Annotated in this window: 24 protein-coding genes and 4 tRNA genes; 15 read left to right on the top strand and 13 right to left on the bottom strand. The window is 40.4% G+C overall.

The window, feature by feature from the left end:
• Positions 1-46: 46 nt before the first annotated feature.
• Complete coding sequence (locus tag Q0R88_RS00680) at positions 47-1,087, bottom strand: RluA family pseudouridine synthase (RefSeq protein WP_295711198.1); 1,041 nt, start codon at positions 1,085-1,087, stop codon at positions 47-49.
• A 73-nt stretch (positions 1,088-1,160) separates the two neighbouring features.
• On the opposite strand from Q0R88_RS00680, the gene Q0R88_RS00675 reads away from it, so the two are divergent.
• From Q0R88_RS00675 to Q0R88_RS00665, 3 genes are all read left to right on the top strand, one after another.
• Entirely contained in the window at positions 1,161-2,048 is an 888-nt protein-coding gene (locus Q0R88_RS00675; RefSeq protein WP_295711196.1) for a pyridoxal-phosphate dependent enzyme, read from the top strand.
• A 341-nt stretch (positions 2,049-2,389) separates the two neighbouring features.
• Positions 2,390-3,721, top strand: coding sequence for an L-lysine 6-transaminase (lat, locus tag Q0R88_RS00670; protein WP_295711194.1), 1,332 nt, complete (start codon positions 2,390-2,392; stop codon positions 3,719-3,721).
• Between the two features lie 199 nt (positions 3,722-3,920).
• Positions 3,921-4,358: a hypothetical protein gene (locus Q0R88_RS00665; protein WP_295711192.1), complete on the top strand. Its 438-nt coding sequence runs from the start codon at positions 3,921-3,923 to the stop codon at positions 4,356-4,358.
• A 78-nt stretch (positions 4,359-4,436) separates the two neighbouring features.
• On the opposite strand, the gene bshB1 is transcribed toward Q0R88_RS00665, so the two are convergent.
• From bshB1 to Q0R88_RS00650, 3 genes are read right to left on the bottom strand one after another with little or no spacing between them, the layout of a single operon-like run.
• A complete protein-coding gene (gene bshB1 / locus Q0R88_RS00660) occupies positions 4,437-5,159 on the bottom strand; it encodes a bacillithiol biosynthesis deacetylase BshB1 (protein WP_295711190.1) in 723 nt (240 codons plus the stop codon).
• 14 nt (positions 5,160-5,173) lie between these two features.
• Positions 5,174-5,674, bottom strand: coding sequence for a glutathione peroxidase (locus tag Q0R88_RS00655; protein WP_295711189.1), 501 nt, complete (start codon positions 5,672-5,674; stop codon positions 5,174-5,176).
• Between the two features lie 2 nt (positions 5,675-5,676).
• Entirely contained in the window at positions 5,677-6,291 is a 615-nt protein-coding gene (locus Q0R88_RS00650; protein WP_295711187.1) for a DUF4294 domain-containing protein, read from the bottom strand.
• Between the two features lie 111 nt (positions 6,292-6,402).
• Here Q0R88_RS00650 and Q0R88_RS00645 point away from each other — a divergent pair, with 111 nt between their 5' ends.
• The 4 genes from Q0R88_RS00645 to Q0R88_RS00630 all read left to right on the top strand — a co-directional run bounded on the left by Q0R88_RS00645 (position 6,403) and on the right by Q0R88_RS00630 (position 11,914).
• Positions 6,403-8,625 (top strand): bifunctional (p)ppGpp synthetase/guanosine-3',5'-bis(diphosphate) 3'-pyrophosphohydrolase, encoded by a 2,223-nt coding sequence (locus Q0R88_RS00645; RefSeq protein ID WP_295711185.1) that lies wholly within the window; start codon positions 6,403-6,405, stop codon positions 8,623-8,625.
• A 132-nt stretch (positions 8,626-8,757) separates the two neighbouring features.
• On the top strand, positions 8,758-9,225 hold the full coding sequence (locus Q0R88_RS00640; RefSeq protein WP_295711183.1) for a transcriptional repressor: 468 nt from the start codon (positions 8,758-8,760) through the stop codon (positions 9,223-9,225).
• 45 nt (positions 9,226-9,270) lie between these two features.
• Entirely contained in the window at positions 9,271-10,548 is a 1,278-nt protein-coding gene (locus Q0R88_RS00635) for an adenylosuccinate synthase (protein WP_295711181.1), read from the top strand.
• 103 nt (positions 10,549-10,651) lie between these two features.
• The gene (locus tag Q0R88_RS00630; protein ID WP_366086520.1) at positions 10,652-11,914 is read left to right on the top strand and encodes an anthranilate synthase component I family protein; all 1,263 of its coding nucleotides are present in this window, start codon (positions 10,652-10,654) and stop codon (positions 11,912-11,914) included.
• 216 nt (positions 11,915-12,130) lie between these two features.
• Here Q0R88_RS00630 and Q0R88_RS00625 read toward each other — a convergent pair whose 3' ends face one another.
• Complete coding sequence (locus tag Q0R88_RS00625) at positions 12,131-12,910, bottom strand: DUF5995 family protein (RefSeq protein ID WP_295711179.1); 780 nt, start codon at positions 12,908-12,910, stop codon at positions 12,131-12,133.
• 214 nt (positions 12,911-13,124) lie between these two features.
• Between Q0R88_RS00625 and Q0R88_RS00620 the strand changes: the two genes are divergently transcribed.
• Entirely contained in the window at positions 13,125-13,493 is a 369-nt protein-coding gene (locus Q0R88_RS00620) for a nuclear transport factor 2 family protein (protein ID WP_295711177.1), read from the top strand.
• Positions 13,494-13,542: 49 nt separating this feature from the next.
• On the opposite strand, the gene Q0R88_RS00615 is transcribed toward Q0R88_RS00620, so the two are convergent.
• From Q0R88_RS00615 to Q0R88_RS00600, 4 genes are all read right to left on the bottom strand, one after another.
• Positions 13,543-13,821 carry a hypothetical protein gene (locus tag Q0R88_RS00615; RefSeq protein ID WP_295711175.1) on the bottom strand — a complete coding sequence of 93 codons (279 nt, stop codon included), beginning with the start codon at positions 13,819-13,821 and terminating at the stop codon, positions 13,543-13,545.
• Positions 13,822-13,883: 62 nt separating this feature from the next.
• Entirely contained in the window at positions 13,884-14,819 is a 936-nt protein-coding gene (locus Q0R88_RS00610) for an alpha/beta hydrolase (RefSeq protein WP_295711173.1), read from the bottom strand.
• Positions 14,820-14,918: 99 nt separating this feature from the next.
• A tRNA-Leu gene (locus Q0R88_RS00605) sits at positions 14,919-15,002 on the bottom strand.
• Between the two features lie 96 nt (positions 15,003-15,098).
• A tRNA-Leu gene (locus Q0R88_RS00600) sits at positions 15,099-15,182 on the bottom strand.
• 140 nt (positions 15,183-15,322) lie between these two features.
• Between Q0R88_RS00600 and Q0R88_RS00595 the strand changes: the two genes are divergently transcribed.
• From Q0R88_RS00595 to Q0R88_RS00565, 7 genes are all read left to right on the top strand, one after another.
• Positions 15,323-16,333 (top strand): YCF48-related protein, encoded by a 1,011-nt coding sequence (locus Q0R88_RS00595; RefSeq protein ID WP_295711171.1) that lies wholly within the window; start codon positions 15,323-15,325, stop codon positions 16,331-16,333.
• Between the two features lie 133 nt (positions 16,334-16,466).
• A tRNA-Lys gene (locus Q0R88_RS00590) sits at positions 16,467-16,539 on the top strand.
• A gap of 95 nt (positions 16,540-16,634) precedes the next feature.
• A tRNA-Lys gene (locus tag Q0R88_RS00585) sits at positions 16,635-16,707 on the top strand.
• A gap of 164 nt (positions 16,708-16,871) precedes the next feature.
• Positions 16,872-17,663: a hypothetical protein gene (locus Q0R88_RS00580; RefSeq protein ID WP_295711169.1), complete on the top strand. Its 792-nt coding sequence runs from the start codon at positions 16,872-16,874 to the stop codon at positions 17,661-17,663.
• A 23-nt stretch (positions 17,664-17,686) separates the two neighbouring features.
• Positions 17,687-18,286, top strand: a complete 600-nt coding sequence (locus tag Q0R88_RS00575; RefSeq protein WP_295711168.1) for a hypothetical protein — start codon at positions 17,687-17,689, stop codon at positions 18,284-18,286.
• Between the two features lie 360 nt (positions 18,287-18,646).
• Positions 18,647-19,258: a TetR/AcrR family transcriptional regulator gene (locus Q0R88_RS00570; RefSeq protein WP_295711166.1), complete on the top strand. Its 612-nt coding sequence runs from the start codon at positions 18,647-18,649 to the stop codon at positions 19,256-19,258.
• 156 nt (positions 19,259-19,414) lie between these two features.
• Positions 19,415-20,284, top strand: coding sequence for an NmrA family NAD(P)-binding protein (locus Q0R88_RS00565; protein ID WP_295711164.1), 870 nt, complete (start codon positions 19,415-19,417; stop codon positions 20,282-20,284).
• A 94-nt stretch (positions 20,285-20,378) separates the two neighbouring features.
• Here the strand turns inward: Q0R88_RS00565 and Q0R88_RS00560 are convergent, their stop codons facing one another.
• From Q0R88_RS00560 to Q0R88_RS00545, 4 genes are all read right to left on the bottom strand, one after another.
• Positions 20,379-20,741, bottom strand: coding sequence for a nuclear transport factor 2 family protein (locus tag Q0R88_RS00560; RefSeq protein ID WP_295711162.1), 363 nt, complete (start codon positions 20,739-20,741; stop codon positions 20,379-20,381).
• Positions 20,742-20,857: 116 nt separating this feature from the next.
• Entirely contained in the window at positions 20,858-21,943 is a 1,086-nt protein-coding gene (locus tag Q0R88_RS00555) for a fatty acid desaturase (RefSeq protein ID WP_295711160.1), read from the bottom strand.
• A 48-nt stretch (positions 21,944-21,991) separates the two neighbouring features.
• Positions 21,992-22,315 carry a hypothetical protein gene (locus tag Q0R88_RS00550; RefSeq protein WP_295711158.1) on the bottom strand — a complete coding sequence of 108 codons (324 nt, stop codon included), beginning with the start codon at positions 22,313-22,315 and terminating at the stop codon, positions 21,992-21,994.
• A gap of 1 nt (position 22,316) precedes the next feature.
• Positions 22,317-22,508 (bottom strand): hypothetical protein, encoded by a 192-nt coding sequence (locus Q0R88_RS00545; protein WP_295711156.1) that lies wholly within the window; start codon positions 22,506-22,508, stop codon positions 22,317-22,319.
• Positions 22,509-22,510 lie beyond the last annotated feature (2 nt).

The raw sequence follows: 22,510 nt of genomic DNA, 5'->3' as shown, positions 1-22,510 counted from the left end.
GGTTTGATACTTTGTTTAATGATCAAGTCTGTTCATTTGTTTTTTCTCAAATCTCGTTTCTCACATCTGTAGTGTACTTACGCCATTTTAGCAGTACGCTTTCAAAATCGGGTGGCAAAGGTGACTCAAAAAGGATTTGTTTTTTGAGTGTGGGGTGTAAAAAGCCCAGTGTTTGCGCATGAAGCGCCTGCCGGGGCATCAGCTCAAAACAATTTTCAACAAATTGCTTATATTTGCTAAACACGGTACCTTTTAAAATTTTATCACCACCGTAAGTTGCGTCACTAAAAAGCGGATGGCCAATGTGGCGCATATGTGCCCGTATCTGGTGCGTGCGGCCTGTTTCCAGCTGGCATTCAATCAGGGTAACATAACCCATGCGCTCCAATACTTTATAATGCGTTACAGACCATTTTCCTTTTTCGGGATCATCATATATAGACATTACCCTTCTATCAGCAATACTGCGGCCAATATAGCCTGTTACCGTGCCATCCTGTTCCAGATCGCCCCAAACCAAAGCAATGTATTTACGGGTGATGCTATGATCAAAAAATTGTTTGGCCAGCCAACTCATGGAACGCTCGTTTTTGCTGATAAGCAACAAACCCGATGTATCTTTATCAATCCGGTGCACCAAACCTGGCCTTCCATCATTACCCGGCAGGGTAGGGAGTTGCTGAAAATGGTAAACCAATGCATTAACCAATGTGCCGGTGTAGTTATTATAACCGGGGTGCACAACCATACCTGCGGCTTTATCTACAATCAATACATCGTGATCCTCGTAAACAATATTAATGGGGAGATTTTCGGGATAAACCTCGGTATCACGCGGCGGATGTGGCAATACTACTGATATTACATCTAAGGGTTTTACGCGGTAGCTGCTTTTAATGGGCTTATCATTTACCAGCACATTACCAAGCTCAATAGCGTTCTGGATGCGGTTACGCGATGCATTCTCCACCCTGTGCATCAAAAACTTATCAATACGCAACAGGGATTGACCCTTGTCAACCACAATACGTAAGTGCTCAAATAAATCCTGTTCTTCCTGCTCTATCAGCTCGGGTTCGTATGCCATTTGAGGGCAAAAGTAATCGTTTTTTGTGTAGGTTAAGTGTAATATTGCAATAGCATTAAGTACAGGTTATTTTATGAATATTGATTTGGAGATTTTTAGTCCGGTACACCAGGTCACGAACCCTTTATTTGATGAGCATGGTGTAAAAGTTTTTTTAAAACGCGACGATCTGATACATCCCATGATATCGGGCAATAAATGGCGTAAATTAAAATACCTGCTTAAAAATGCACAGGATAAGCAGAAAAATCATTTGGTAACATTTGGCGGGGCTTACTCCAATCATTTACTGGCTACCGCAGCCGCAGCCGCGAAGTTTGGGTTTAAGGCTACAGGTATTGTGCGGGGGGAGGAAGTTAAAAACGATACCCTGTTTTTATGCAAGCTGCACGGCATGCAATTGATATTTACAGATCGGGATAGTTATCGGGATAAACAAGCACTGTTTCATAAATACTTCGGAGATGATGAGGACGCTATTTTTATTGATGAGGGCGGTGCATCTGCAGAAGGAGCCCTGGGCTGCAGCGAGCTGGTTGACGAGCTTACAGATGCCTATGATCATATTTTTTGCGCCTGCGGAACCGGAACTACTGCGGCCGGCATTATTAACGGTCTAAACAATCACCAGCTTAAAACCCAATTTAACGCGATACCTGTTTTTAAAAATGGTGGGTTTATAAAGGATGAGATTGACCGGTTTTTAACCGCTCCCGCCGAATACTCTCTTCATACCGATTATCACTTTGGAGGATACGGCAAAGCTACTGATGAGCTGATCAGTTTTATAAAACAGTTTGTGGCCACTACCGGGATAGTAATTGAACCCATTTATACCGGTAAAATGGTATATGCGCTATATGATTTAATCGGTAAGGGCTATTTTAAAGCAGGAAGTAAAATATTGGCTATACACAGTGGTGGCATCTGGGGTTTGCTGGGGATGAAGGATAGGTTTTAGATTACAGATGTGCAAATTTTAGATGTGCAGATTTTAGATGATGTATTGGTAGCATCTTTAAAATAATAAAGTCATTGGTACATATTTGCCGGGGCTCGGCTCCTGAGCGATTAATAATTTTGAAATTTCTTCTCAAACGAATATTAAAATCCATCAGGAAAAGGAGTTTTTTTTGATGTAAGGCGAAAGTTTTTTTATTAAAATGTGGTGTACCGGTTTGGCCTTTGGTACAAAAAGTAACTTTAAACAATTTAAAGTTACTTTTTTGTCAATCGGTTCAAAAACCGCCTAAATTTGGTTTTTTGGGGCTTTTTATTAAATTTGTGTAAACCAAAATTAATATGTACAACCTACTTGTTTCTCCCCAAAACGTGCAGGCTTCTTTGCAGAAGCATGTACTTGCCGATGGCTTCGATCTCACTTTTGACATGGAAAAAAGTAAGGGTGTGTATATTTATGATTCAAAGAATGATCGTACCCTGCTTGATTTTTTTACATGCTTTGCATCGGTGCCTTTAGGTTACAATCACCCCAAAATGCTGAACGATGAGGAGTTTAAAAAAAACCTTATGCTGGCAGCTTTAACCAACCCATCAAACTCTGATATTTATACCACGCAATACGCCCAGTTCGTTGAAACTTTTTCGCGGGTGGGTATTCCTGATTATTTGCCGCATGCTTTTTTTATAGCGGGAGGTTCGTTGGCTATTGAAAACGCGCTTAAAACCGCTATGGACTGGAAGGTTCAAAAAAACTTTTCCAAAGGTTATACCAAAGAGCGTGGTTTTAAGGTGATTCACTTTGAGCATGCTTTTCACGGTCGCTCTGGTTATACATTAAGTTTAACCAATACTGTGCCTAATAAAACTAAATGGTTTGCCAAGTTTGATTGGCCCCGCGTATCTGTACCTTACATGAATTTTCCTTACAGTGATAGCAATCATGAGGATCTGCTGCAAAGAGAACTACTTTCTGTAGCGCAGATCAGGAAAGCATTTGAAGATAACAAGGATGATGTTTGTGCAATTATTATAGAGCCTGTACAATCAGAAGGTGGTGATAACCATGTACGCAAGGAGTTTTTAGAAAAACTCAGAGAACTTGCCGATGAGTATGAAGCCATGCTGATATATGATGAAGTTCAAACAGGAGTAGGCCTTACAGGTAAATTTTGGTGCCATGAACATTTTGGTGAAAAGGCAAGGCCTGATATTTTGGCCTTTGGTAAAAAGATGCAGGTTTGTGGCATACTTTGCAGCAACCGCGTTGATGAAGTGGAAAACAATGTTTTCCATGTTTCGTCACGGATTAACTCCACCTGGGGAGGCAGCTTGGTTGATATGGTTCGATCATCAAAAATCATGGAAGTGATAGAAGAAGATAACCTTTGCGATAATGCGGCTCAGATGGGCGAATACTTACAAAATCAGTTAAGGGATATCGCCGGCATGCTTCCTATAATAAGTAACGTGCGGGGCAAGGGTTTATTAACAGCCTTTGATTTTCCTGATAAAAACAGACGTGATGCATTCATTAACAAAGGCTTAGATAATAATATCATGTATTTAGGTTGTGGCGAAAAGAGTATTCGTTTCAGACCGGCCCTTATTATTGAAAAAAAACATATAGATACAGGTTTAGAAATGTTGGAAAAAATATCTAAATCGCTGTAATATAGTGTAATAAGTAACTCTGTTAGTTAATTATCAACACAGAAACAGCCTTAGTATTTAATATTTGCTTATGACATTAATCATCCTGGAAAGCACAAATTAATAATATAAACTATTTTTTTACCAAAATAGGCTATATTTTTAATTATTATTCGGATTAAATTTGTACTATCCTTTATTAGATCAAATCTAATTCATCATGAGCAAACATATAGAGAAATTAAAAAAACAACTTGTTGAGGTAGCAGAAGTTGTTAACTCATTTCAATCAGAAGCTGTACAGGTAAGAATTATCGACAGGCTACTGGATGTAATGATTGAGGGCGAAAAAGCAGATGCTGAAGGATCTGAGATTTTTAGCAAAAAAGGCCGTAGGATGCGCTCAGAGGATGAAAACTTTGCAACGCCGGGCCGAAAAAAACCAGGAGCAACTAAAATATTGAACCAGTTATTGAGTACCGATTTCTTTGATACCCAGCGTTCCATATCATCAATTGCCACTTATTGTAAGGATCAGTTTGACTCCGACTTTAAAACTTCTGAACTATCGGGCATCCTTTTAAAGCTTGCGAACGAAAATAAACTAAGAAGAGAAAGAAGTAATGAGAACAATCGTTTTGAATATATTAAAGCTTAAATATTTAACTAATATTATAAAATAAGCCGCTATCTTATTAAAGATTAGCGGCTTGTTTATTTATAGTTAAATAATATATTATTTTAAAGCAAATAAATTATCTACACCTAAAATTTTCCTGCTTGTATACCCTTCTGCATATTTAACACCTATGCTTTTACCAAATTCGCTTGCACGGGCAGCCACCACATTAATAAATTCGGGCGATGATATGTAGGTTTGGGGTTCATCGCTCCACTCAGGATTAAAAAACTGGGAGCCGTAAGCACGGATACTTTCTATTTTTTTGTCCCAATATTCAGTAACATCTACCAAGATATCAGGCCTGATATAATTATCCTGTATAAAGTGAAGTACCAGGTTTGGGCGCCAGGCCAACTGCGGGTCACCATTGTCGTCAACGGTTTCTATTTTGCGCAAGCCTGCTAAAAACGCCGAGTGCTCAACCAGCTCATTAGCCCGGCCATGATCCGGGTGCCTGTCATGATAAGCGTTGGTAATTACAATTTTTGGCTGATACTTGCGAATTGTAGAGATAACCTGTAGCTGGTATTCTTTTGAGTTTTCAAAAAAGCCATCGGGGATGCCTAAATTTTCTCTTATGGCAAGGCCTAATATGTTTGCCGCCGCTGTAGCTTCCTGCTCGCGGATCTCTGCCGAGCCACGCGTTCCTAACTCGCCACGGGTAAGGTCAACGATGCCTACTTTATGGCCCATGGCTATATGTTTCAAAACGGTGCCTGCGCAGCCAAGTTCGGCGTCATCAGGGTGTACCGATAAAACTAAAATATCTAATTTCATTATTGTATTTGTGGTTATTGAGCGGTTGATAAAAGACGCTCTATTTTCTTCCTGATCTTTGAAGATGTTGGTTTGGTAAAGGGATAATAAAAGTCAGTAACATGGCCGTCCCTGTTGATTAAAAATTTATGAAAGTTCCATCTCGGGACTGATTTAAGCGTGCCATTTTCTTTTTTATCAGCAAAAAACTGGTATAAAGGATGGGCAAATGGTCCGCGTACCCTTATCTTATCAAATACCGGATAGTTTACACCCATGTTTGCACAAAAAGCGTCAATAGCAGCGCCTTCCAGCGGCTCCTGGCCGCCAAAATCATTTGAAGGGAATGCGAGTATTTCAAAATCCGTATTAATAAAGGCTTCTTTTAATGATACAAGATCATTATACTGTGGGGTAAAGCCGCATTGGGAAGCGGTGTTAACGATTAAAAGTACTTTATTTTTATAAGCCGATAGACTGATTTCATCACCGTTTAACTTTTGAATGTTAAACTTGTAGACGCTTGTAGTATCCATTATTAGAAGTTAGTGGAATTGTATCCGGCCTGGGTAAGGATGGCCTCGATATCTCTCTGCTCCTCAGGATCGTAAGTTTCTTTAAGGTTATGGCCAAATATGCTGGCTACGGATTGAAACATAAATGCTTTAAAACCACCTTTAAGCTCTTTAACCATAGTATAACTGGTAGTGCCGGTTTCCCGGTCAATTAACTTGATTAAAACTTCACCCTGACTAATTGTCAGATTTTTTATTTCCTTATTAAACAATGTTTTAATTTCTGTTTCGCAGGTGCCAATCAGCTCTTTCTGCTTCTTTTTATCACCGGTAAGTGCCAGGTCGCGTTGTAGTTTAGCATATCGCTGGCCTGCAAAACGGGCATACGGTAACACCTTCATCACATTATACCTTAAACGGCGGTAATTATCTCTGTCGGCATCGCTGGCAAATATTCGGGTATCAACAATTCTTACAGGGGCGCATACCACCCACGGAACCAATTCTCCGTCAATACTTGTTACCGCAACTCTTATGGTATCATTTTTGCCTACAATCATAAGTGCAGGTTTATCTGATTGGGCTTTTACCTCGCCCATAATGCAACAAAACATCAACAGAAAACCAATAAATTTCATAATTTTACTTAATACAAAATTAAAGCAAATTTTTGTGGTATTTAAATATAATCTGTAATAATAATTTTTATTACGGATTTATCCATTTTTTTTTACCACATATATTCATATATGAAAGAGATAGTGATTGATCTGGAAGCAGAAAAAAATGAGATATTAAAAAGATATCGTGCTTTACTACGTGCCTGTAAATCAACCTTGCAAAAGGGGGATAAGAGAATGATTCGCAAGGCATTTGATATGGCCCTTGAAAGTCATAAAGACATGCGCCGTAAAAGCGGCGAACCCTATATATACCATCCTATTGCCGTTGCGCAAATTGCTGCCGAAGAAATTGGCCTTGGTACCACTTCAATAGTTTGCGCCCTGCTGCATGATGTGGTTGAAGATACCAACGTAACGCTGGATGAAATTGAGATGGAGTTTGGTAAAAAGGTAGCCAAAATCATTGATGGCTTAACCAAAATATCGGGCGTGTTTGATACCAACAGCTCTTTACAAGCCGAAAACTTTCGTAAAATGCTGCTCACCCTGGCCGATGATGTCAGGGTTATCCTGATAAAACTGGCCGATAGGTTACACAACATGCGTACCATGGAGTTTATGCCGCGTGACAAGCAGCTTAAACTATCATCAGAAACCGTTTATCTGTATGCCCCTCTTGCGCACAGGTTGGGTTTGTATACCATAAAGTCTGAACTGGAAGATCTGTCCATGAAATACATGGAGCGGGAAACTTACCAGTTCATCAAAAAGAAACTGAATGAAAAAAAGGCGGAGCGTGAAAGATTTATTCGCGATTTTACTGAGCCGGTAACCAAGGTTCTGGAAGGCCAGGGATTACATGCTGATGTTTTTGGTCGCCCAAAATCTATCCATTCCATTTGGAATAAGATGAAGAAGAAATCTATCCCTTTTGAAGAGGTATATGATCTGTTCGCCATCAGGATAATTCTGGATAGTGCCCCTGATCAGGAAAAGGCTGATTGCTGGAAAGCTTATAGTATAGTTACCGACCAATACCGCCCAAATCCCGATAGGTTACGTGACTGGATATCATCGCCCAAGGCAAATGGTTATGAATCATTGCATACTACCGTTATGGGCCCCCGGGGCCAATGGGTGGAGGTGCAGATACGTACCAAAAGGATGAACGAGATTGCCGAAAAAGGCTTTGCCGCTCACTGGAAATATAAGGAATCATCAACCGATAGCGGCCTTGATCAATGGGTGCAAAAGGTGAGGGATATGCTTAAAAATCCCGACTCCAATGCGCTCGACTTTCTTGATGATTTTAAAATGAACCTTTTCAGCGATGAAATCTTCATTTTTACCCCAAAGGGAGCGCTCATCCAGTTGCCATTAAACGCTACCGCGCTTGATTTTGCTTTCGAGATTCATACCGACGTTGGAGCCAGCTGTATTGGCGCCAAGGTGAACCATAAACTGGTGCCGTTAAGCTACAAACTGCAAAACGGTGACCAGGTGGAGATCATTACATCAGGTAAGCAAACACCTAAAGAAGACTGGCTTAACTTTGTTGTTACTGCCAAAGCCAAAGCCAAAATAAAATCGGCATTAAAAGAAGAGAAACGTAAAATTGCTGAGGATGGCAAGGAGATACTGGAGCGCAAAATGAAATCGCTCAAGATCACTTACAATTCTGAGAATATACATAAGCTCAGCTATTTTTTCAAGCTGCAATCTACCCAGGATCTGTTTTATAACATCGCGAAGGGTGTTATTGATATGAAGGACCTGAAAGAATACCAGGCATTTGAGAAAATTGTTGAAAACAAGCCGCAGGATAAAATTGAGCAGGAACAGGTTCAAAGCCTTATCCGCAACCTGAAATCAAAAGACAGCGATATGCTGCTGATTGGCGAGGACATGCAGAAAATTGACTACAAGCTGGCCAATTGCTGTAACCCAATTCCTGGTGATGATGTGTTTGGCTTTGTTACCGTTAGCGATGGTATTAAAATTCACCGTACCAATTGCCCTAATGCCGCCAAACTGATGGCCAATTACGGCTACCGTATAGTGAAAGCCCGCTGGACCAACCAACAGGAACTGGCATTTTTAACCGGTTTAAGGATAACCGGTATTGATGAAGTTGGCCTCATTAATAAGCTTACTACAGTTATATCAACGGATTTTAAGGTGAATATTCGCTCTATTACTGTTGATAGCGACAATGGGATTTTTGAAGGATCAATCATGGTATATGTAAATGACACCAATCACCTCGAAAACCTGATCAAGAAAATAAAATTGATTAAAGGTGTTACCGGCGTAAACAGGTTTGATTCGGCTATTGAAAAAGCATCTTGAGGAAGAGAGTCAAGAAATAAGAATCAAGACGGGAGAACGCGTTTTCATTAAAAAATGTCTTAATTCTTGATTCTTGCCTCTTGCCTCTATCTTAACAAATTATTAATAACTTTGCCTGCTTAACAGACTATTATGCCCCAGCCGGATACTATAGCATTGGTTAAAAAAATTTTTGAGGCCTACCTTGAAAATAAAAACCTGCGCAAAACGCCAGAGCGTTTTGCTATTCTCGAAGAAATTTACTCTCGCTCAGATCACTTTGATGTGGAATCACTATACATCCACATGAAAAATAAAAAATACCGGGTTAGTCGTGCCACTGTTTATAACACGCTTGAGCTGTTGGTATCATGTGATTTGGTTACCAAACACCAGTTTGGTAAAAATATGGCACAGTTTGAAAAATCATACGGCTACAAGCAGCATGATCACATCATTTGTATCGACTGCGGCAAAGTGGTTGAATTCTGCGATCCCCGTATTCAGCAGATCCAAAGCATGATGGGCACATTGTTGAAATTTGAAATCAATCACCACTCTTTAAATCTTTATGGAAACTGCGAGAAATTAAGAGCGGGTTTTTGTGACAGAAAAATATAACTTTGCCACCTTTCTTATTTAAGTACTGAATTTACAATAACATAAATGGCTGTTGACGTATTATTAGGCCTCCAATGGGGCGATGAAGGTAAAGGAAAAATTGTTGATGTGCTTAGCGCAGGTTATGACCTGATTGCACGTTTCCAGGGTGGCCCTAATGCAGGGCATACTTTGGAGTTCGACGGTAAAAAATTCGTTTTGAATACCATTCCTTCAGGTATATTTTTTGAAAACACGATGAACCTTATTGGTAATGGTGTAGTGATAGATCCTATTACACTTAAAAAGGAAATTGATAAGCTGAAAGATGCAGGTCATGATCTTTTAGCTAAAAAGAATCTTCTGATAGCCAAAAAGGCTCACCTGATATTACCAACCCACCAATTACTGGATGCTGCATCTGAGAAAAAAATGGGCGAAGGTAAAATTGGTTCAACCTTAAAAGGGATAGGACCAACCTATATGGATAAAACCGGCAGGAATGGTTTACGCATTGGCGATATCACCCTGCCCGATTTTAAGGAACGTTACCAGAAACTGGTTGATAAGCATACTGCTATGCTACAGGCCATGTATGGTGAGGTTGCAGATTTTTCTGAACGCGAGCAGGCATTTTTTGAAGCCATAGAGTTCATTAAAGGATTTCCGTTGGTTGATTCTGAGCATTTGGTAAACGACTATATTAAAAAAGGCAAAAAGGTTTTGGCCGAAGGCGCACAAGGCGCTATGCTGGATATCGATTTTGGTTCATATCCTTTTGTTACTTCATCCAATACAACTGCAGCCGGCGCTTGTACCGGTTTAGGTATAGCGCCACAGCAAATTGGTGATGTGATAGGTATTTTTAAAGCTTATTGCACCCGTGTGGGTGGCGGTCCGTTCCCAACAGAGCTGGAGGACGAAACAGGCGAAGAATTGCGCCGCATAGGTCATGAATTTGGTGCTACTACAGGCAGGCCACGCCGTACCGGCTGGATTGATCTGCCTGCATTAAAGTACGCTATTATGCTTAACGGTGTTACCCAACTGGTAATGACCAAGGCCGACGTATTGAGTGGTTTTGATAAAATATACGCTTGTACGCACTACAACTATTTAGGCGAAAAAATTGACTATATGCCTTATGATATCTGCTCGGTTAGCCCGGAGCCGATATTAAAAGAAATTGACGGATGGAACGAGGATTTAACAGGTATCACCGAATTAAATGAGATCCCTGCTAAACTGCAGTTATACATTGATTATCTTGAAGCAGAATTGGGCGTGCCTGTAAAATACCTTTCGGTAGGACCAGACAGGAAACAAACTTTGGTATTGCACTAATTTTAACCCGCTGTAGGTTTGCATATCACAAACTTTAAAACATAATATTATTAAAAGGTCGGTTATCCCGGCCTTTTTTCGTTTACTTGGTTATTTTTGCAAGGTGATAGTACAGGTAGATCATCTGCAAAATTTTAAGCATAAAGCCTTACAATGGGCCCAATCATTTAACGCGGTTTGTTACTTTGACTCCAACGGCTTTGACGATCCGTATTCTAAATTTGATACCCTGATAGCAATAGGTGCTAAGGCCGAGATCACCGCTTATGCAGGCAATGCTTTTGATGAACTCGAAAAGTTTCGTAAAAAAAACGAGGGCTGGATCACTGGTTTTTTTGGTTACGATCTGAAAAACGAAGTTGAAAAACTATTCTCCCAAAATGCTGATGGCCTGCAATTTCCAGATCTTTATTTTTTTTCACCCAAACATCTCATCATTATTAAAGATGAAAAAGTAAAGATCATAAGTGATGATGAGCAGCAGGTTTTAGCACTCATTGAACAGGAGGAATTAAATGCTGGCTCCGCCCAGCCTAACATTGATTTGCAGGCCCGTTTTAGTAAACAGGAATATATTGATGCGGTAAATGGCATAAAGGAACACATTAACCGGGGCGATATTTATGTAACCAATTTTTGCCAGGAGTTTTTTGCCGAGGGTATAAATATCAATCCCTTACCTATATTTTTACAGCTGAACAGCGTTTCGCCCAATCCGTTCGCTACCTTTTTTAAGTGGCAGGATAATTATATTCTTGGAGCTTCGCCCGAGCGGTTTATGGCTAAGCGCGGCAACAAATTAATTTCGCAGCCTATAAAAGGTACTGCCAAAAGAGCTGCTGATTTTAAAGCTGATGAGGAGGCTAAACAGGAGCTGCGCAATCACCCAAAAGAATTACAGGAAAACGTAATGATTGTTGACCTGGTGCGTAATGACCTTACCAAATCGGCCAGGCAGGGTACTGTTAAAACGGAGGATTTGTTTGGTATATACAGTTTCAAACAAGTACACCAGATGATCTCGACGGTGGTATGTGAACTTCAGGACGGATTATCGGTCATAGAGGTCATTAAAAACACTTTTCCTATGGGTAGCATGACTGGAGCTCCCAAAGTAAGCGCGATGCAGCTGATGGAGCAATATGAGCGTAGTAGGCGTGGTGTTTATTCGGGTGCGGTAGGGTATATGAGTGCCGATGATGATTTTGATTTCAATGTAGTGATCCGTTCGCTGCTATATAACTCGGCTAATGGCTATCTTTCCTTCCACGCGGGTAGCGCCATAACTTACCATGCCGATGCTGAAAAAGAATATGAGGAGTGTTTGCTTAAAGCCCAGGCCGTTTTAGAAGTTTTGGGAAGATAAGGGCTTTGTTAAGTAATCTATGGCGTTTTCTGCAGTAAAAACCTTTTGTCATCCTGAACGATAGTGAAGGATCTATTATTCGCCATGCTTCTTCGCCCTGTATATTCTGCGAATAGTTCCTTCACTATCGTTCAGGATGACAAACCTTTTAAACAGTCATTTATCTTTTAAAACATCCTTGCTTATTTAAATTCGTTTTCTAAACCACCTTCACCATTAATTCACCTTGAGATAAGTTTTTTTGTAGGTATTCAATACCTCGGTGATCTTTGAGGGGTTTCTCCACTCGAACAGGTGGATTAGCCACATGGTACAGCGCAACAGGCCCACAGGCTTCGCGATGCCAATGCCCAGTTTGTTTATATCATCGTCGCGTTTGGCTATCAGGTTAAGATAATCCTGGTCTTTCCGGGTAAAAAGGTCTTCGGCAAAACACCAGGCGCCATCCCTGGCATTGCCAAGTGCAAACTGAATAAGTATGGAATTATTTTGGGCATGTAAACCCGCCAGCGATAAAAGCGGTGATACCTGGTTAAGCTCGTTGATCACCTCATAGGTAAGGGCAGAAAGTATGGTATTGATGGCATTAAAATCTTTATGAATTAAACTTAGCGGCTGATTAAGGGCATTTGCTACCTCCACAACGGCAATGCCCAGGTCGAGGTTAATATGTGCGTTCATACCTGCCAGTAAATGCTGCAGCACCACCTTTGATGATTTGTTAAAGATGCCGAAGGCCAGCAGCCAGGAGGCAGACGGCTGCTGCTTTTGCTGCCATTGCTTATAAGCAGTAACATAGCGGCTTGCAAAGGTCACGTCAAGTTGTTCCATACGGGCAGCGTTTTCAAATTCACCGGCCAGGATGCCTTCCTTTACCCGGCAGGTAACCTTGTGGTATAAGGCGGCAAAATACCCGGCCCGGTTACCGGTTGCAATGGAATCGGTTATGATGGCCTCTAAATCGGTGATGATCTGATCAATGCTAACGGCATTCATAGGTTTGTTTTATGGATAAGAAAAGGTTAATTATTGCACATGTAATATACCATTATAAAACAATTACAGTCAAGAGGTTATAGCTTAAATTTGGGGCAAGCAGGTGGGGTAATGAGCGCCAAAGAAACTTAACTTAAATTTAAAATACCTGACGGTGTTGTCTTTGTAATTATGAATAACTTTATACTAACAATAACCAATTAAAAACAATAAAATGAACACACAAGAAGTAGCTGAAAAATTAGTGCAGCTTTGCCGTGAAGGCAAAAATTTAGATGCCATACATGAACTGTATGCCGATGATGTGGTAAGCCATGAACCCAAAGGCTCGCAGATGGAGCTTTCTGAGGGTAAAGAGGCAGCATTAGCCAAAAATCAGCAATGGTATGATATGGTTGAAGAGATCCACAGCGGTGAAGTATCAGATCCTATTGTGAGTGGTAATTTCTTTTCGTGCACAATGGATATGGATGTTACCTATAAAGGGCATGGCCGCAGCATGATGAGCGAAGTTTGCGTTTATGAAGTTAAAGATGGTAAAATTGTTGCCGAGAATTTTTTCTACAACTTGCCTCAGCAATAAAACAATATAAATGAATAAAGCCCCGGGAATTCCCGGGGCTTTATTCATTTTATGGACGTGGCGGCAACGGCGGACGTGGTGGCCTTGGTAAACCCGGTGGATGCGGTGGTGGCGGCGGAAGTTTGATATGCAGTGTTCCGCTGCGGTGCCGGCGATAACGCCTGTGATGCCTTCTGAATGGATTAGGTGGCCGTGGCGGTGGTGGCGGTAGCCTGATCTGTAAAACAGATGCTTCCGCAACGGCTGGCAATTCCTCGGCAGATATTTCCAAAGCTTGCAAGCTAAAAATAGCTACTGTAGCAATTGTGACTATCCTGGTTAATTTCATGGTGTATAATTAGTTTGTTTTAAGCATTTTTCAATACAATAACCTTAAAGGTTGGCAATTGTTTACTCCTGTTTCTTAAATAATATATCGTAATAAAAATCCGCGGCAAATTGGGCGGCTTCCAGCCATCTTTTTTGTGTTGGGTTACCAGCCCCAAACAACGGATTAAAATGTTTTTGCAGTTCGTGACCAAAACCATTAAAAGCTTTTATTCCGTTTGTGATTTTTAACTCATTGGCCTTTTCATGAACAGATATACTGCCATACATGCCCGTATCAGTTTGAGCAGGTTTTACAATATGGTCATTTGAACCATAAGCACTCACAATGGGCACCCGTGCGTTTTTTAACCAACGGATATCAAAGATACCTCCCCAAAAATTGATGATGCCGGCAATCCGCGCCCTGTCATCGGGCTTTAATGTGGCGGTTGAATCTGCCACGCCGGTACGCCTGGAAAGTTCTGCATTGCTGCTGTAGGCGGCTTGTAATGCTATAATTGCCCCGGCCGAATTGCCGGCCAGGATAATTTTATTGGGATCAATATTATATTCGGTATGGTGCTGTTTAAAATATTCAATGGCGGTTTTTACATCCTGTACGGCGTAGTAGCAGCTTTTTTGCAGTTCATTAAAATGAAATGCCGGGTTCTTTTTACTTAAACGATAGTTGATAGCCGCGCAAACATAACCACGCTGGGCAAAATCCCTGCTCCAGATTTGTATGCCCTGAGCTGTTTTTGAACCATACTTAAAACCTCCGCCATGCATCCATATAATTAATGGGCGTGCCCTGGAATGATCACTTTTTGGCTGATAGAGATCAAATAGGTATGATTCCTTATCGGCAAGTGGAGCAAATGGATTATAACTCAGATTTTGCTTAAGATCAACATTAGGGAAAACGTGATCTTTATATTGATGAGCCGGCTGGATTTGGGCTTTTACGGTAAGCGCCGTAACTAAAATAATTAATGTAAATATGGATGGTTTTTGCATCAGGTAGTATTTGCTGTATATACGTTACAACTAACATTTCCAGATGTTTGCCAGACCTTTTAATTATGGCCTGCGAGGGGGATTTTGAATTTTTTTTAGTGCCCAGAACGAGATTCGAACTCGTACATCCTTACGAATACCACCCCCTCAAGATGGTGCGTCTACCAATTTCGCCACCTGGGCAGTTACTAAAAAAAGATCTGAGATGTTAGATTTGAGAGGTGAGACACAAAATTTTATCAAATCTCATGTCTCAGATCTCTTATCTTAAAAAAGGCGTGCCCGAAGAGAGACTCGAACTCTCAAGAGACAATTCTCAACGGCTTCTGAGACCGCAACGTTTACCAATTTCGCCATCCGGGCCTGTTGTTTTATTAACAAGCGTGCAAATATAATCGTTTCTATCAAAAAGCATTATAATAAATATAAAAATCCATAGGTTGTTGTTACTTGACTTGTTTACAATTAATTTAGGAACCATATTCATATTTACACTCAAATTAATGAAACGTTTTTATCGGCTAATATTCAGTACTTTACTCCTTTTGCCCTTGTTGTCATCGGCGCAAACTATAACTATCCTGCAACAGGATAAGCCCACAAGTATTCGGGGATTATCTGTAGTAAATGATAAAATAGCCTGGATTAGCGGCAGCAAAGGGCATATAGCCACCACTAATGATGGCGGAACAACCTGGAACTGGAAGCAGGTGAAAGGCTACGAAAAAGCAGATTTTAGGGATATTGAAGCTTTTAGCGATAAAGAAGCCGTGATCATGAGCTCGGGTACGTCGGCCCTGGTGTTAAAAACCATTGATGGCGGTAAAACCTGGCAGGAAAAATGCCGCAAAACTGATAGTGTTTACTTTTTTGATGCCATGGATTTTGCCGATGCAAAACACGGTTATATTTTAGGCGACCCCATCAACAACAAATTCCTCCTGATGGAAACCACAGACGGTGGCGAAACCTGGGCCGAAATGAAAAACGCACCCGATGCCTTACCCGGCGAAGCAGCGTTTGCGGCAAGCGGTACTTGCTTAAGGGTGAGTAACGGGTTTGTCTATATTGTTTCGGGCGGAAAAAATAGTAGGTTGATCTCGTTGAAGCCAACAGGAAAAGAATGGGAATACACTAATTTGCCAATAACCCAAGGCAAGCAAAGCGAAGGTGCATTTTCTATAGCATTGGGAAAAAATGAGGGGATCATAGTTGGCGGCGACTATGCAAATGGGAAAAAATTAGATTCGGTTGCTACTATTTACAAGGTTCGTCCTTCCCTGCAGTTTGTTAGCCCACAGACTGCACCCGCAGGTTTTCAATCGGGAGTTGAATACATTAATAGTGGCACTTTCCTATCTACAGGTACAACAGGAAGTAACCTTACAATAGATGGGGGAGCCAATTGGAAGCAATTTGATACCACCAGTTTTAACGTTTGCCGCAAAGCTAAGCATGGAAAATTGGTTTTATTGGCTGGAGACAAGGGTAAAATAGCCATTTTTAAAATGTAGTTTATTGGCAACTAATGGCTTAACAAATACTTTACAATTAATTGCAAATAGCACTTGCACCGTATTATTAATCGCCCTATATTTGCACCACTTTAAACGGAAACGGTAACATTATCGAAAAAGTTGAAAGTTTGATTCCGTAGCTCAGCTGGTAGAGCATAACACTTTTAATGTTGGGGTCCTGGGTTCGAATCCCAGCGGGATCACGAAAAGCCTTTGAGAGAAGGCTTTTCTTTTTAAAAATTACAATTGAATCTCTTTAAACAGAAACAGCAGCATTGTTGGAGAAGTTGAAAAGTCTGATTCCGTAGCTCAGCTGGTAGAGCATAACACTTTTAATGTTGGGGTCCTGGGTTCGAATCCCAGCGGGATCACAAAAAAGCCTCACAAATGTGGGGCTTTTTTCGTTTAATACCTTATAATTATCTACAAACTGTTGATTTTACGTTTTGCAATAATCAATTTAAATACTTAGCTTTAAGTGTCTTATATCAGTGTGGCTTATCTTTTCTTTATTGACAAATATAAATGTTTATTTATGAAAAAGGTTTTGTACTTGCTCTGTTTCCTTATTGCACTTACGGTTACTAATACCGCCTCGTCGCAAGGATTTTTTAAGAAGATCAAAGACAAGGTGAATAAAACTGTAGATAAAGCAGTAGATAAGGAAGTAGACAAAAAGGTCGGCATTCCTCCTGAAACCGGATCGGGCAATAGTAACTCCGGCACATCCGGTAACCCCTCCAATAAAGGCGGTGGCGGATTAAGTAATACCACTCCGCCTGATGTAAAAGCGCAAATGGCAGAAGCCGAAACAGCCCATGCGGCTAAGAATTACAGCGATGCCCGGTATTCGTTACAGCAGGCACTCATGGGGGTAGAGCTTCAATTGGGGCGGCAGATTCTCAAATCTTTACCCGCTTCGGTAGATGCTTTAAACGTAGATACAGCACAGGACATAGTAATGAGTACCCAATGGGGCTGGAGTAACCTGAACATTCACCGGGTGTGGAAAAACAACGCTGATAAACAGTTGACAATTACTATTGGAAATGCAGGGATCTATGCAGGTTTAGCTGCGTTATATTTTTCAAATGCCGGTATGATCGAAGCCAATGGCGCTAAACAAAATTTTAAACAGGTAAGAGTTAAAGGCAACAAGGCAATCATTCAATACGAAGACAGTAAGGGATATACATTGATAGTATCCATTGGCCAAGCTTCCATGATTGTTTGGGAGTGTATCAACTTTGCCAACGAGCAGGAAGTGATGACTGCCGCTAATACTTTTGATATTGACGGAATAAAAAAGATGCTTGGGGAACAATAATTTTAATCTCAACATAAAAATTCATGAAGGCTTTTATAACATTAATCGCAGTCATCGCCTTTGTAAGTACTGGCGTTGCACAGGATTTCACTAAAGCAATGAGCACTGCTAAAACGGCCTACGGTGCAGGCAAACTGGAAGATACACATTTTGCGCTGCAGCAAGCCATGCAGGAAGTTGACCTGGTAATTGGTAAGGAGGTGCTTAAATTATTGCCACCTAAAATGGATGCAATGGAAATTATTGCAAGGGAAGATAATGTTGCTTCCAATGTTGGTTACGTTGGCGCTACTATACACCGCTCCTATGAGAAAAGCGGGAGGAAAGCCGATATTTCTATCATTAGTAATTCCCCTTTGGTTGCTATGACGAACACGGTATTAAATACGCCTCTTTTAGGTGGAATGATGAGTGATGGTAAGAGCAAAACTGTAAAAGTACAAGGTTATAAAGCAAGGCTTGAAAAACAGGCAGGTAGCACCAATGACAAAAATGATTACGAGTTACAGATACCTTTGGGAAGTGCTTTAATTACTTTTAAGGTAGATGATTGCACAGATACACAAATACTGGAATTTGCAGAAACAATTCCATTGCAAAAGATAGCTAAACTGATTCAATAGTTTACGGTATTAAAAGGTCCTTGTACTTTTCAATACTAATTTTAATATATGCCTTAAACCAAAACGGGGCAGAGCTTGAAAAACGGGGAGTGTTTTTTTTAACTTTTTAAGAACAACTTGGTCACGAAAATGGGCCTTTTCTGTTTAAAATGCATTTTTGATCGCTCCGGCAAAGGGTAAACAACATTCGGATCAATCCGAGAAACCAGCAAAATTTAATCTTTCCTTCTCGACTTAACCGGTAAAATCCGCCTATTTGTTATTCCAAAGTCATATAACCGGCAAAATAACGAAAACTACTAATTAGCTGTTCTTTTTTCGAACAGTGTTCTATATCTTTGTTCTGTATTAATTAACAAGATGTCAATAGCAATCAGAAAAGTCAAGGAAAAAGAGGAGATGCGTAAGCTGATCCTCGACGGTGCCCGAAGAGTTTTTTTGGAAAAAGGCTATGAAATGGCAAGTATCCGCAACATAGCTGAAGCAATTAATTACAGCCCCAGCAGTATCTATTTTTATTTCAAAGAAAAAGGCGAAATATTTCACGAACTGCATGAGGAAGGTTTCAGATTGCTTTTGTCAGAGCTGCAGGTGTTTGAACATAATGAGGATCCATTTGAACGCTTGAAAGCGATGGGCTACGCATTTTTAGACTTTGCCATTAATAACAGGGATTTTTATAACCTGATGTTCATAGTAGATGAACAGCTGAAAAAGAAATCAGAGACCGATCCCTGGCGCATGGGGGTAAAGACACTAAATTATCTCATTGATGTGATAAAAATTTGTATGGAGAACGGTCATTTTAAGGGCATGGATGCCGAAGACCTGGCATTTACATTCCTTTCATCACTTCATGGAATATGCGCCCTTTTTTGTAAAGACAGAACGAGCACATTTAAAGGCAAAACCTCAGAGGAGTTGATGAAAAAAGGCTATGAAAATTTAATTTACATGATGGGAAAAATCTGATTTTTTTTACCATCTTTTTGAACACTGTTCTATTTTAAATCATCGTTCTTTTTTATGGATAATATGTTCATTACAAATTAGATACCTGGAAACAAAAAGAAAATAAGGACTAAATAATCACTAACAAATAATTAAAAAATATAAATAAATAATATCATGAATACTAAAGTTTTGGTTACAGGCGCCACAGGCGCAACAGGAAGCAGCGTTATAGAAAAATTATTGGAGCTGAACGTACCGGTCAGAGCGCTGGTTCACAAAATAGATGAGCGTACCGCACATTTAACAGAGCAAGGGGTAGAAATTGTGGAGGGAGATCTTTCAAATTTTAATTCTGTAAGTGCAGCGTTAAAGGGTATTGGCAGCGCTTATTACATGTACCCTATCCAGGTAGATGGGTTGGTAGAAGGAACTGCTTATTTTGCCCAGGCTGCAGTTGACGAGGGTTTAACACATATCGTCAATATGTCGCAGGTGGCCGCCCGTAGGGATGCGAAGAGCAATGCATCTCAAAACCATTGGATAGCAGAAAGATTGCTTGACCGTACCGGCATTCCTGTTACTCATGTACGCCCGACCTTTTTTGCGGAATGGCTGAAATATTTTGCTAAAGAAATTAAGGAAAACAACCGCATTGTGCTTCCTTTCGGTGAGGCCCGTTATGCGCCTATTGCCGGGGAAGATTCCGGAAGGGTTATTGCATCTATCCTGGCTAATCCGGAAGGCCACGCCGGTAAAATTTATCCTTTGTACGGTTCTACAGAACTTACCCAATACGAAATAGCCGAAATATTATCTGGGGAACTTAGCCGGAAGATCAGCTATGTAGCTGCTGATATTGATAAGTTTGCTGAGTTGATGAAGGCGAGATATACCCCATATTTTATACAACATGTTGAATCGGTTGCACAGGATAGCCGGGACGGTGTATTTTCCGGAACAAATGATTTTGTAGAAAAAATATCCGGTTCAAAGCCATTGCATATTGTCGACTATATCCGTAAAAATATTGAACTATTTAAATGATCAATTTAAATTCGGAAAAAGCACTTTTGGGCTCTTTGCCCCAAAATAACAGATCATCACAAATTAATTCGAATCAAGCTAACTGGTGCCTTATTTAATCCTGGGCACCGGTTGGTTTTTTTACCCCATAGGTGATCATTTTTTTGACTTTCCCGTTCAGTAGTTCGTAGATATCGCAATAGTACATATCAAATACCTTTCCGTCACGGTTCTGGCATTTCACTTCGCCGCTCACGGATGCCTGGTCGCCGTCAATCAAAAAGTGATCCTGAGTGCAGGTGATCACTTTGATCTCCGGGTTCTTAGAAAAAAAATGGCCGATGTTTTCCTTACCCGATATGACATCATCACCTAACATATGCCACTCCACATCATCGGCCATATATTTTAATATTGTTTCGTTATCATTATCATTAAAAGCTTTAGTGATAGTCTCTATAATTTGCCTGTTTTCCATACCTGTATATTTTAAAGATCCATATACAAATATAGTATTGGCATAAAGTAAACCGGGTACCATTAAGCGACATTGTACAGGGCTGTAAGCGACAAATTATGCTGATTGCCCGGTCGTCAATCACCTATCTTTATCGGATCATAACAACTTATTGGCTGCTCCATTTTATTTGCATTTTTATTGTTTAAATAAGGCAGATAATATTGCTGATAAAATTGCTTTTTAGCATCCTTATAATGGCTCACGGCACCAAGCATACTCATCAGCTTAATGTAATACCATGCAAAATCTATCTGAAAGGGCTTAAAGCCACTCCTGGCGCTCTTTGGAAACAGATGATGATTGTTATGCCACTCGCCGGCTACAATGCCCGGCCATAGCTGGTTAATTGATTTGTCTTTTTGGTTATAGTCTGTACCCTCATGCTGTTTCTCTTTACCTTTTGCATGCCCTTCGTAGTTAAACGTACGTACTCCAACTGCCCAAAAGCCGGCGGCGCCAAATAAACTACAAGCCAGCGCATGCCCACCTGCCAGGTAAAATACCACATACCAGAAAGACCAGTTTAATATCCATGACATAACCGCGCGCCAGGGATTTACATATGAGCCCCAGTGCTGATATTGTACATAAGTATTTGCTTTAACACCTGTATGTTTCATTAATCGTTTTACCCGGTTGTAATCACCCTCACTTAAATATTTGGCAATTGGCTGGTGATTAACATCGGCTAAAAAGCAATATAAAAACCCGGCCTGGGCATTATAAGGGTCGCCGGGCTGATCAGATTTGGAATGATGTACATGATGCGATATTACGTAAATCTCTTCGGGGATAACATTTAAAGTGAGATTCTGTGTAACAAAACGCCAGAATTTGTTGGTAAAAACATACGCGCCATGCGTGCAATAGCGGTGGTGCCAGATGGTGCCATGTGTGCCCATGATAATCATTCCATAAATAAAGGCCGCCAGTATGGTCCACCAGCTTAAGAAATAAATGATGAAGAGTACAAAAAAAGGAATCAGGCATAAAACTTTTAGCCAGCTGAAAAATGGCAACCAGTTTTTACGGTTTGCAATCGGGTTTAATCTCGAGAAAAACTCGGTTAATATTTGTAGTACAGTCGGCTTTATCAAAGCACCCTGTTCGTCCTTCCAACCATAAGAAGGCGTTTGCAGTACGTAATCTAAAAAGGGCATCGGCTAAAAAATTAAAGGTAATCGGCACGTATAAAAATTGGTGACTATTTAAGATCGTTGCCTGTTTGGATTAAAGGCAATGAGGTATTGTAAGTTGTTTTTAATGATCATATCAGTATTCAAAGTGTTTTCAACGTTGGCATGTACAATGGCTGATCTTTTTTTGACCAATCCATACAATTCTGCCAATTGCTCGGGTAAAACTTTTATAGAAACGGTTGGAAAATATTTCTTTTCCATAGCTAATTTTTCATCATTTGTGGCTAAGCTAACCTCCCATGTTTCTTCGGTTTTAAACCAATGCTCTTTGGCACTATTGCCCAGGTCAAACAAAAACATGCTGGCCTGTAAATCAACTGTCTTTCCGGCCATGTTAGTTGTGTTTTTTATTGGTGGATACAACCTCGGTTTTATATTCCGTGGATTTGCCCGCCTGGTAATCAGATATCTCCTTTTTACCCTGTAGGCTTGGTGTTTTTTTGATGGCTTTACTGCCTTTATCTTTACTCATTGTTTTGTTGTTTAATATCAGTGGCTCATCTGCAAATGCAGGTTTAATTGCCAATG

Source organism: Mucilaginibacter sp. (assembly GCF_025362475.1).
GTDB lineage: Bacteria > Bacteroidota > Bacteroidia > Sphingobacteriales > Sphingobacteriaceae > Mucilaginibacter.
The sequence above is the reverse complement of the archived record's forward strand: the minus strand, read 5'-3'. Positions and strand labels throughout refer to the sequence as shown.

Excerpts from the sequence above, each read along its gene's own strand:
- Q0R88_RS00680 (WP_295711198.1), bottom strand. The coding sequence starts at position 1,087 with ATGGCATACGAACCCGAGCTGATAGAGCAGGAAGAACAGGATTTATTT.
- Q0R88_RS00675 (WP_295711196.1), top strand. The coding sequence starts at position 1,161 with ATGAATATTGATTTGGAGATTTTTAGTCCGGTACACCAGGTCACGAAC.
- lat (WP_295711194.1), top strand. The coding sequence starts at position 2,390 with ATGTACAACCTACTTGTTTCTCCCCAAAACGTGCAGGCTTCTTTGCAG.
- Q0R88_RS00665 (WP_295711192.1), top strand. The coding sequence starts at position 3,921 with ATGAGCAAACATATAGAGAAATTAAAAAAACAACTTGTTGAGGTAGCA.
- bshB1 (WP_295711190.1), bottom strand. The coding sequence starts at position 5,159 with ATGAAATTAGATATTTTAGTTTTATCGGTACACCCTGATGACGCCGAA.
- Q0R88_RS00655 (WP_295711189.1), bottom strand. The coding sequence starts at position 5,674 with ATGGATACTACAAGCGTCTACAAGTTTAACATTCAAAAGTTAAACGGT.
- Q0R88_RS00650 (WP_295711187.1), bottom strand. The coding sequence starts at position 6,291 with ATGAAATTTATTGGTTTTCTGTTGATGTTTTGTTGCATTATGGGCGAG.
- Q0R88_RS00645 (WP_295711185.1), top strand. The coding sequence starts at position 6,403 with ATGAAAGAGATAGTGATTGATCTGGAAGCAGAAAAAAATGAGATATTA.
- Q0R88_RS00640 (WP_295711183.1), top strand. The coding sequence starts at position 8,758 with ATGCCCCAGCCGGATACTATAGCATTGGTTAAAAAAATTTTTGAGGCC.
- Q0R88_RS00635 (WP_295711181.1), top strand. The coding sequence starts at position 9,271 with ATGGCTGTTGACGTATTATTAGGCCTCCAATGGGGCGATGAAGGTAAA.
- Q0R88_RS00625 (WP_295711179.1), bottom strand. The coding sequence starts at position 12,910 with ATGAATGCCGTTAGCATTGATCAGATCATCACCGATTTAGAGGCCATC.
- Q0R88_RS00620 (WP_295711177.1), top strand. The coding sequence starts at position 13,125 with ATGAACACACAAGAAGTAGCTGAAAAATTAGTGCAGCTTTGCCGTGAA.
- Q0R88_RS00615 (WP_295711175.1), bottom strand. The coding sequence starts at position 13,821 with ATGAAATTAACCAGGATAGTCACAATTGCTACAGTAGCTATTTTTAGC.
- Q0R88_RS00610 (WP_295711173.1), bottom strand. The coding sequence starts at position 14,819 with ATGCAAAAACCATCCATATTTACATTAATTATTTTAGTTACGGCGCTT.
- Q0R88_RS00595 (WP_295711171.1), top strand. The coding sequence starts at position 15,323 with ATGAAACGTTTTTATCGGCTAATATTCAGTACTTTACTCCTTTTGCCC.
- Q0R88_RS00580 (WP_295711169.1), top strand. The coding sequence starts at position 16,872 with ATGAAAAAGGTTTTGTACTTGCTCTGTTTCCTTATTGCACTTACGGTT.
- Q0R88_RS00575 (WP_295711168.1), top strand. The coding sequence starts at position 17,687 with ATGAAGGCTTTTATAACATTAATCGCAGTCATCGCCTTTGTAAGTACT.
- Q0R88_RS00570 (WP_295711166.1), top strand. The coding sequence starts at position 18,647 with ATGTCAATAGCAATCAGAAAAGTCAAGGAAAAAGAGGAGATGCGTAAG.
- Q0R88_RS00565 (WP_295711164.1), top strand. The coding sequence starts at position 19,415 with ATGAATACTAAAGTTTTGGTTACAGGCGCCACAGGCGCAACAGGAAGC.
- Q0R88_RS00560 (WP_295711162.1), bottom strand. The coding sequence starts at position 20,741 with ATGGAAAACAGGCAAATTATAGAGACTATCACTAAAGCTTTTAATGAT.
- Q0R88_RS00555 (WP_295711160.1), bottom strand. The coding sequence starts at position 21,943 with ATGCCCTTTTTAGATTACGTACTGCAAACGCCTTCTTATGGTTGGAAG.
- Q0R88_RS00550 (WP_295711158.1), bottom strand. The coding sequence starts at position 22,315 with ATGGCCGGAAAGACAGTTGATTTACAGGCCAGCATGTTTTTGTTTGAC.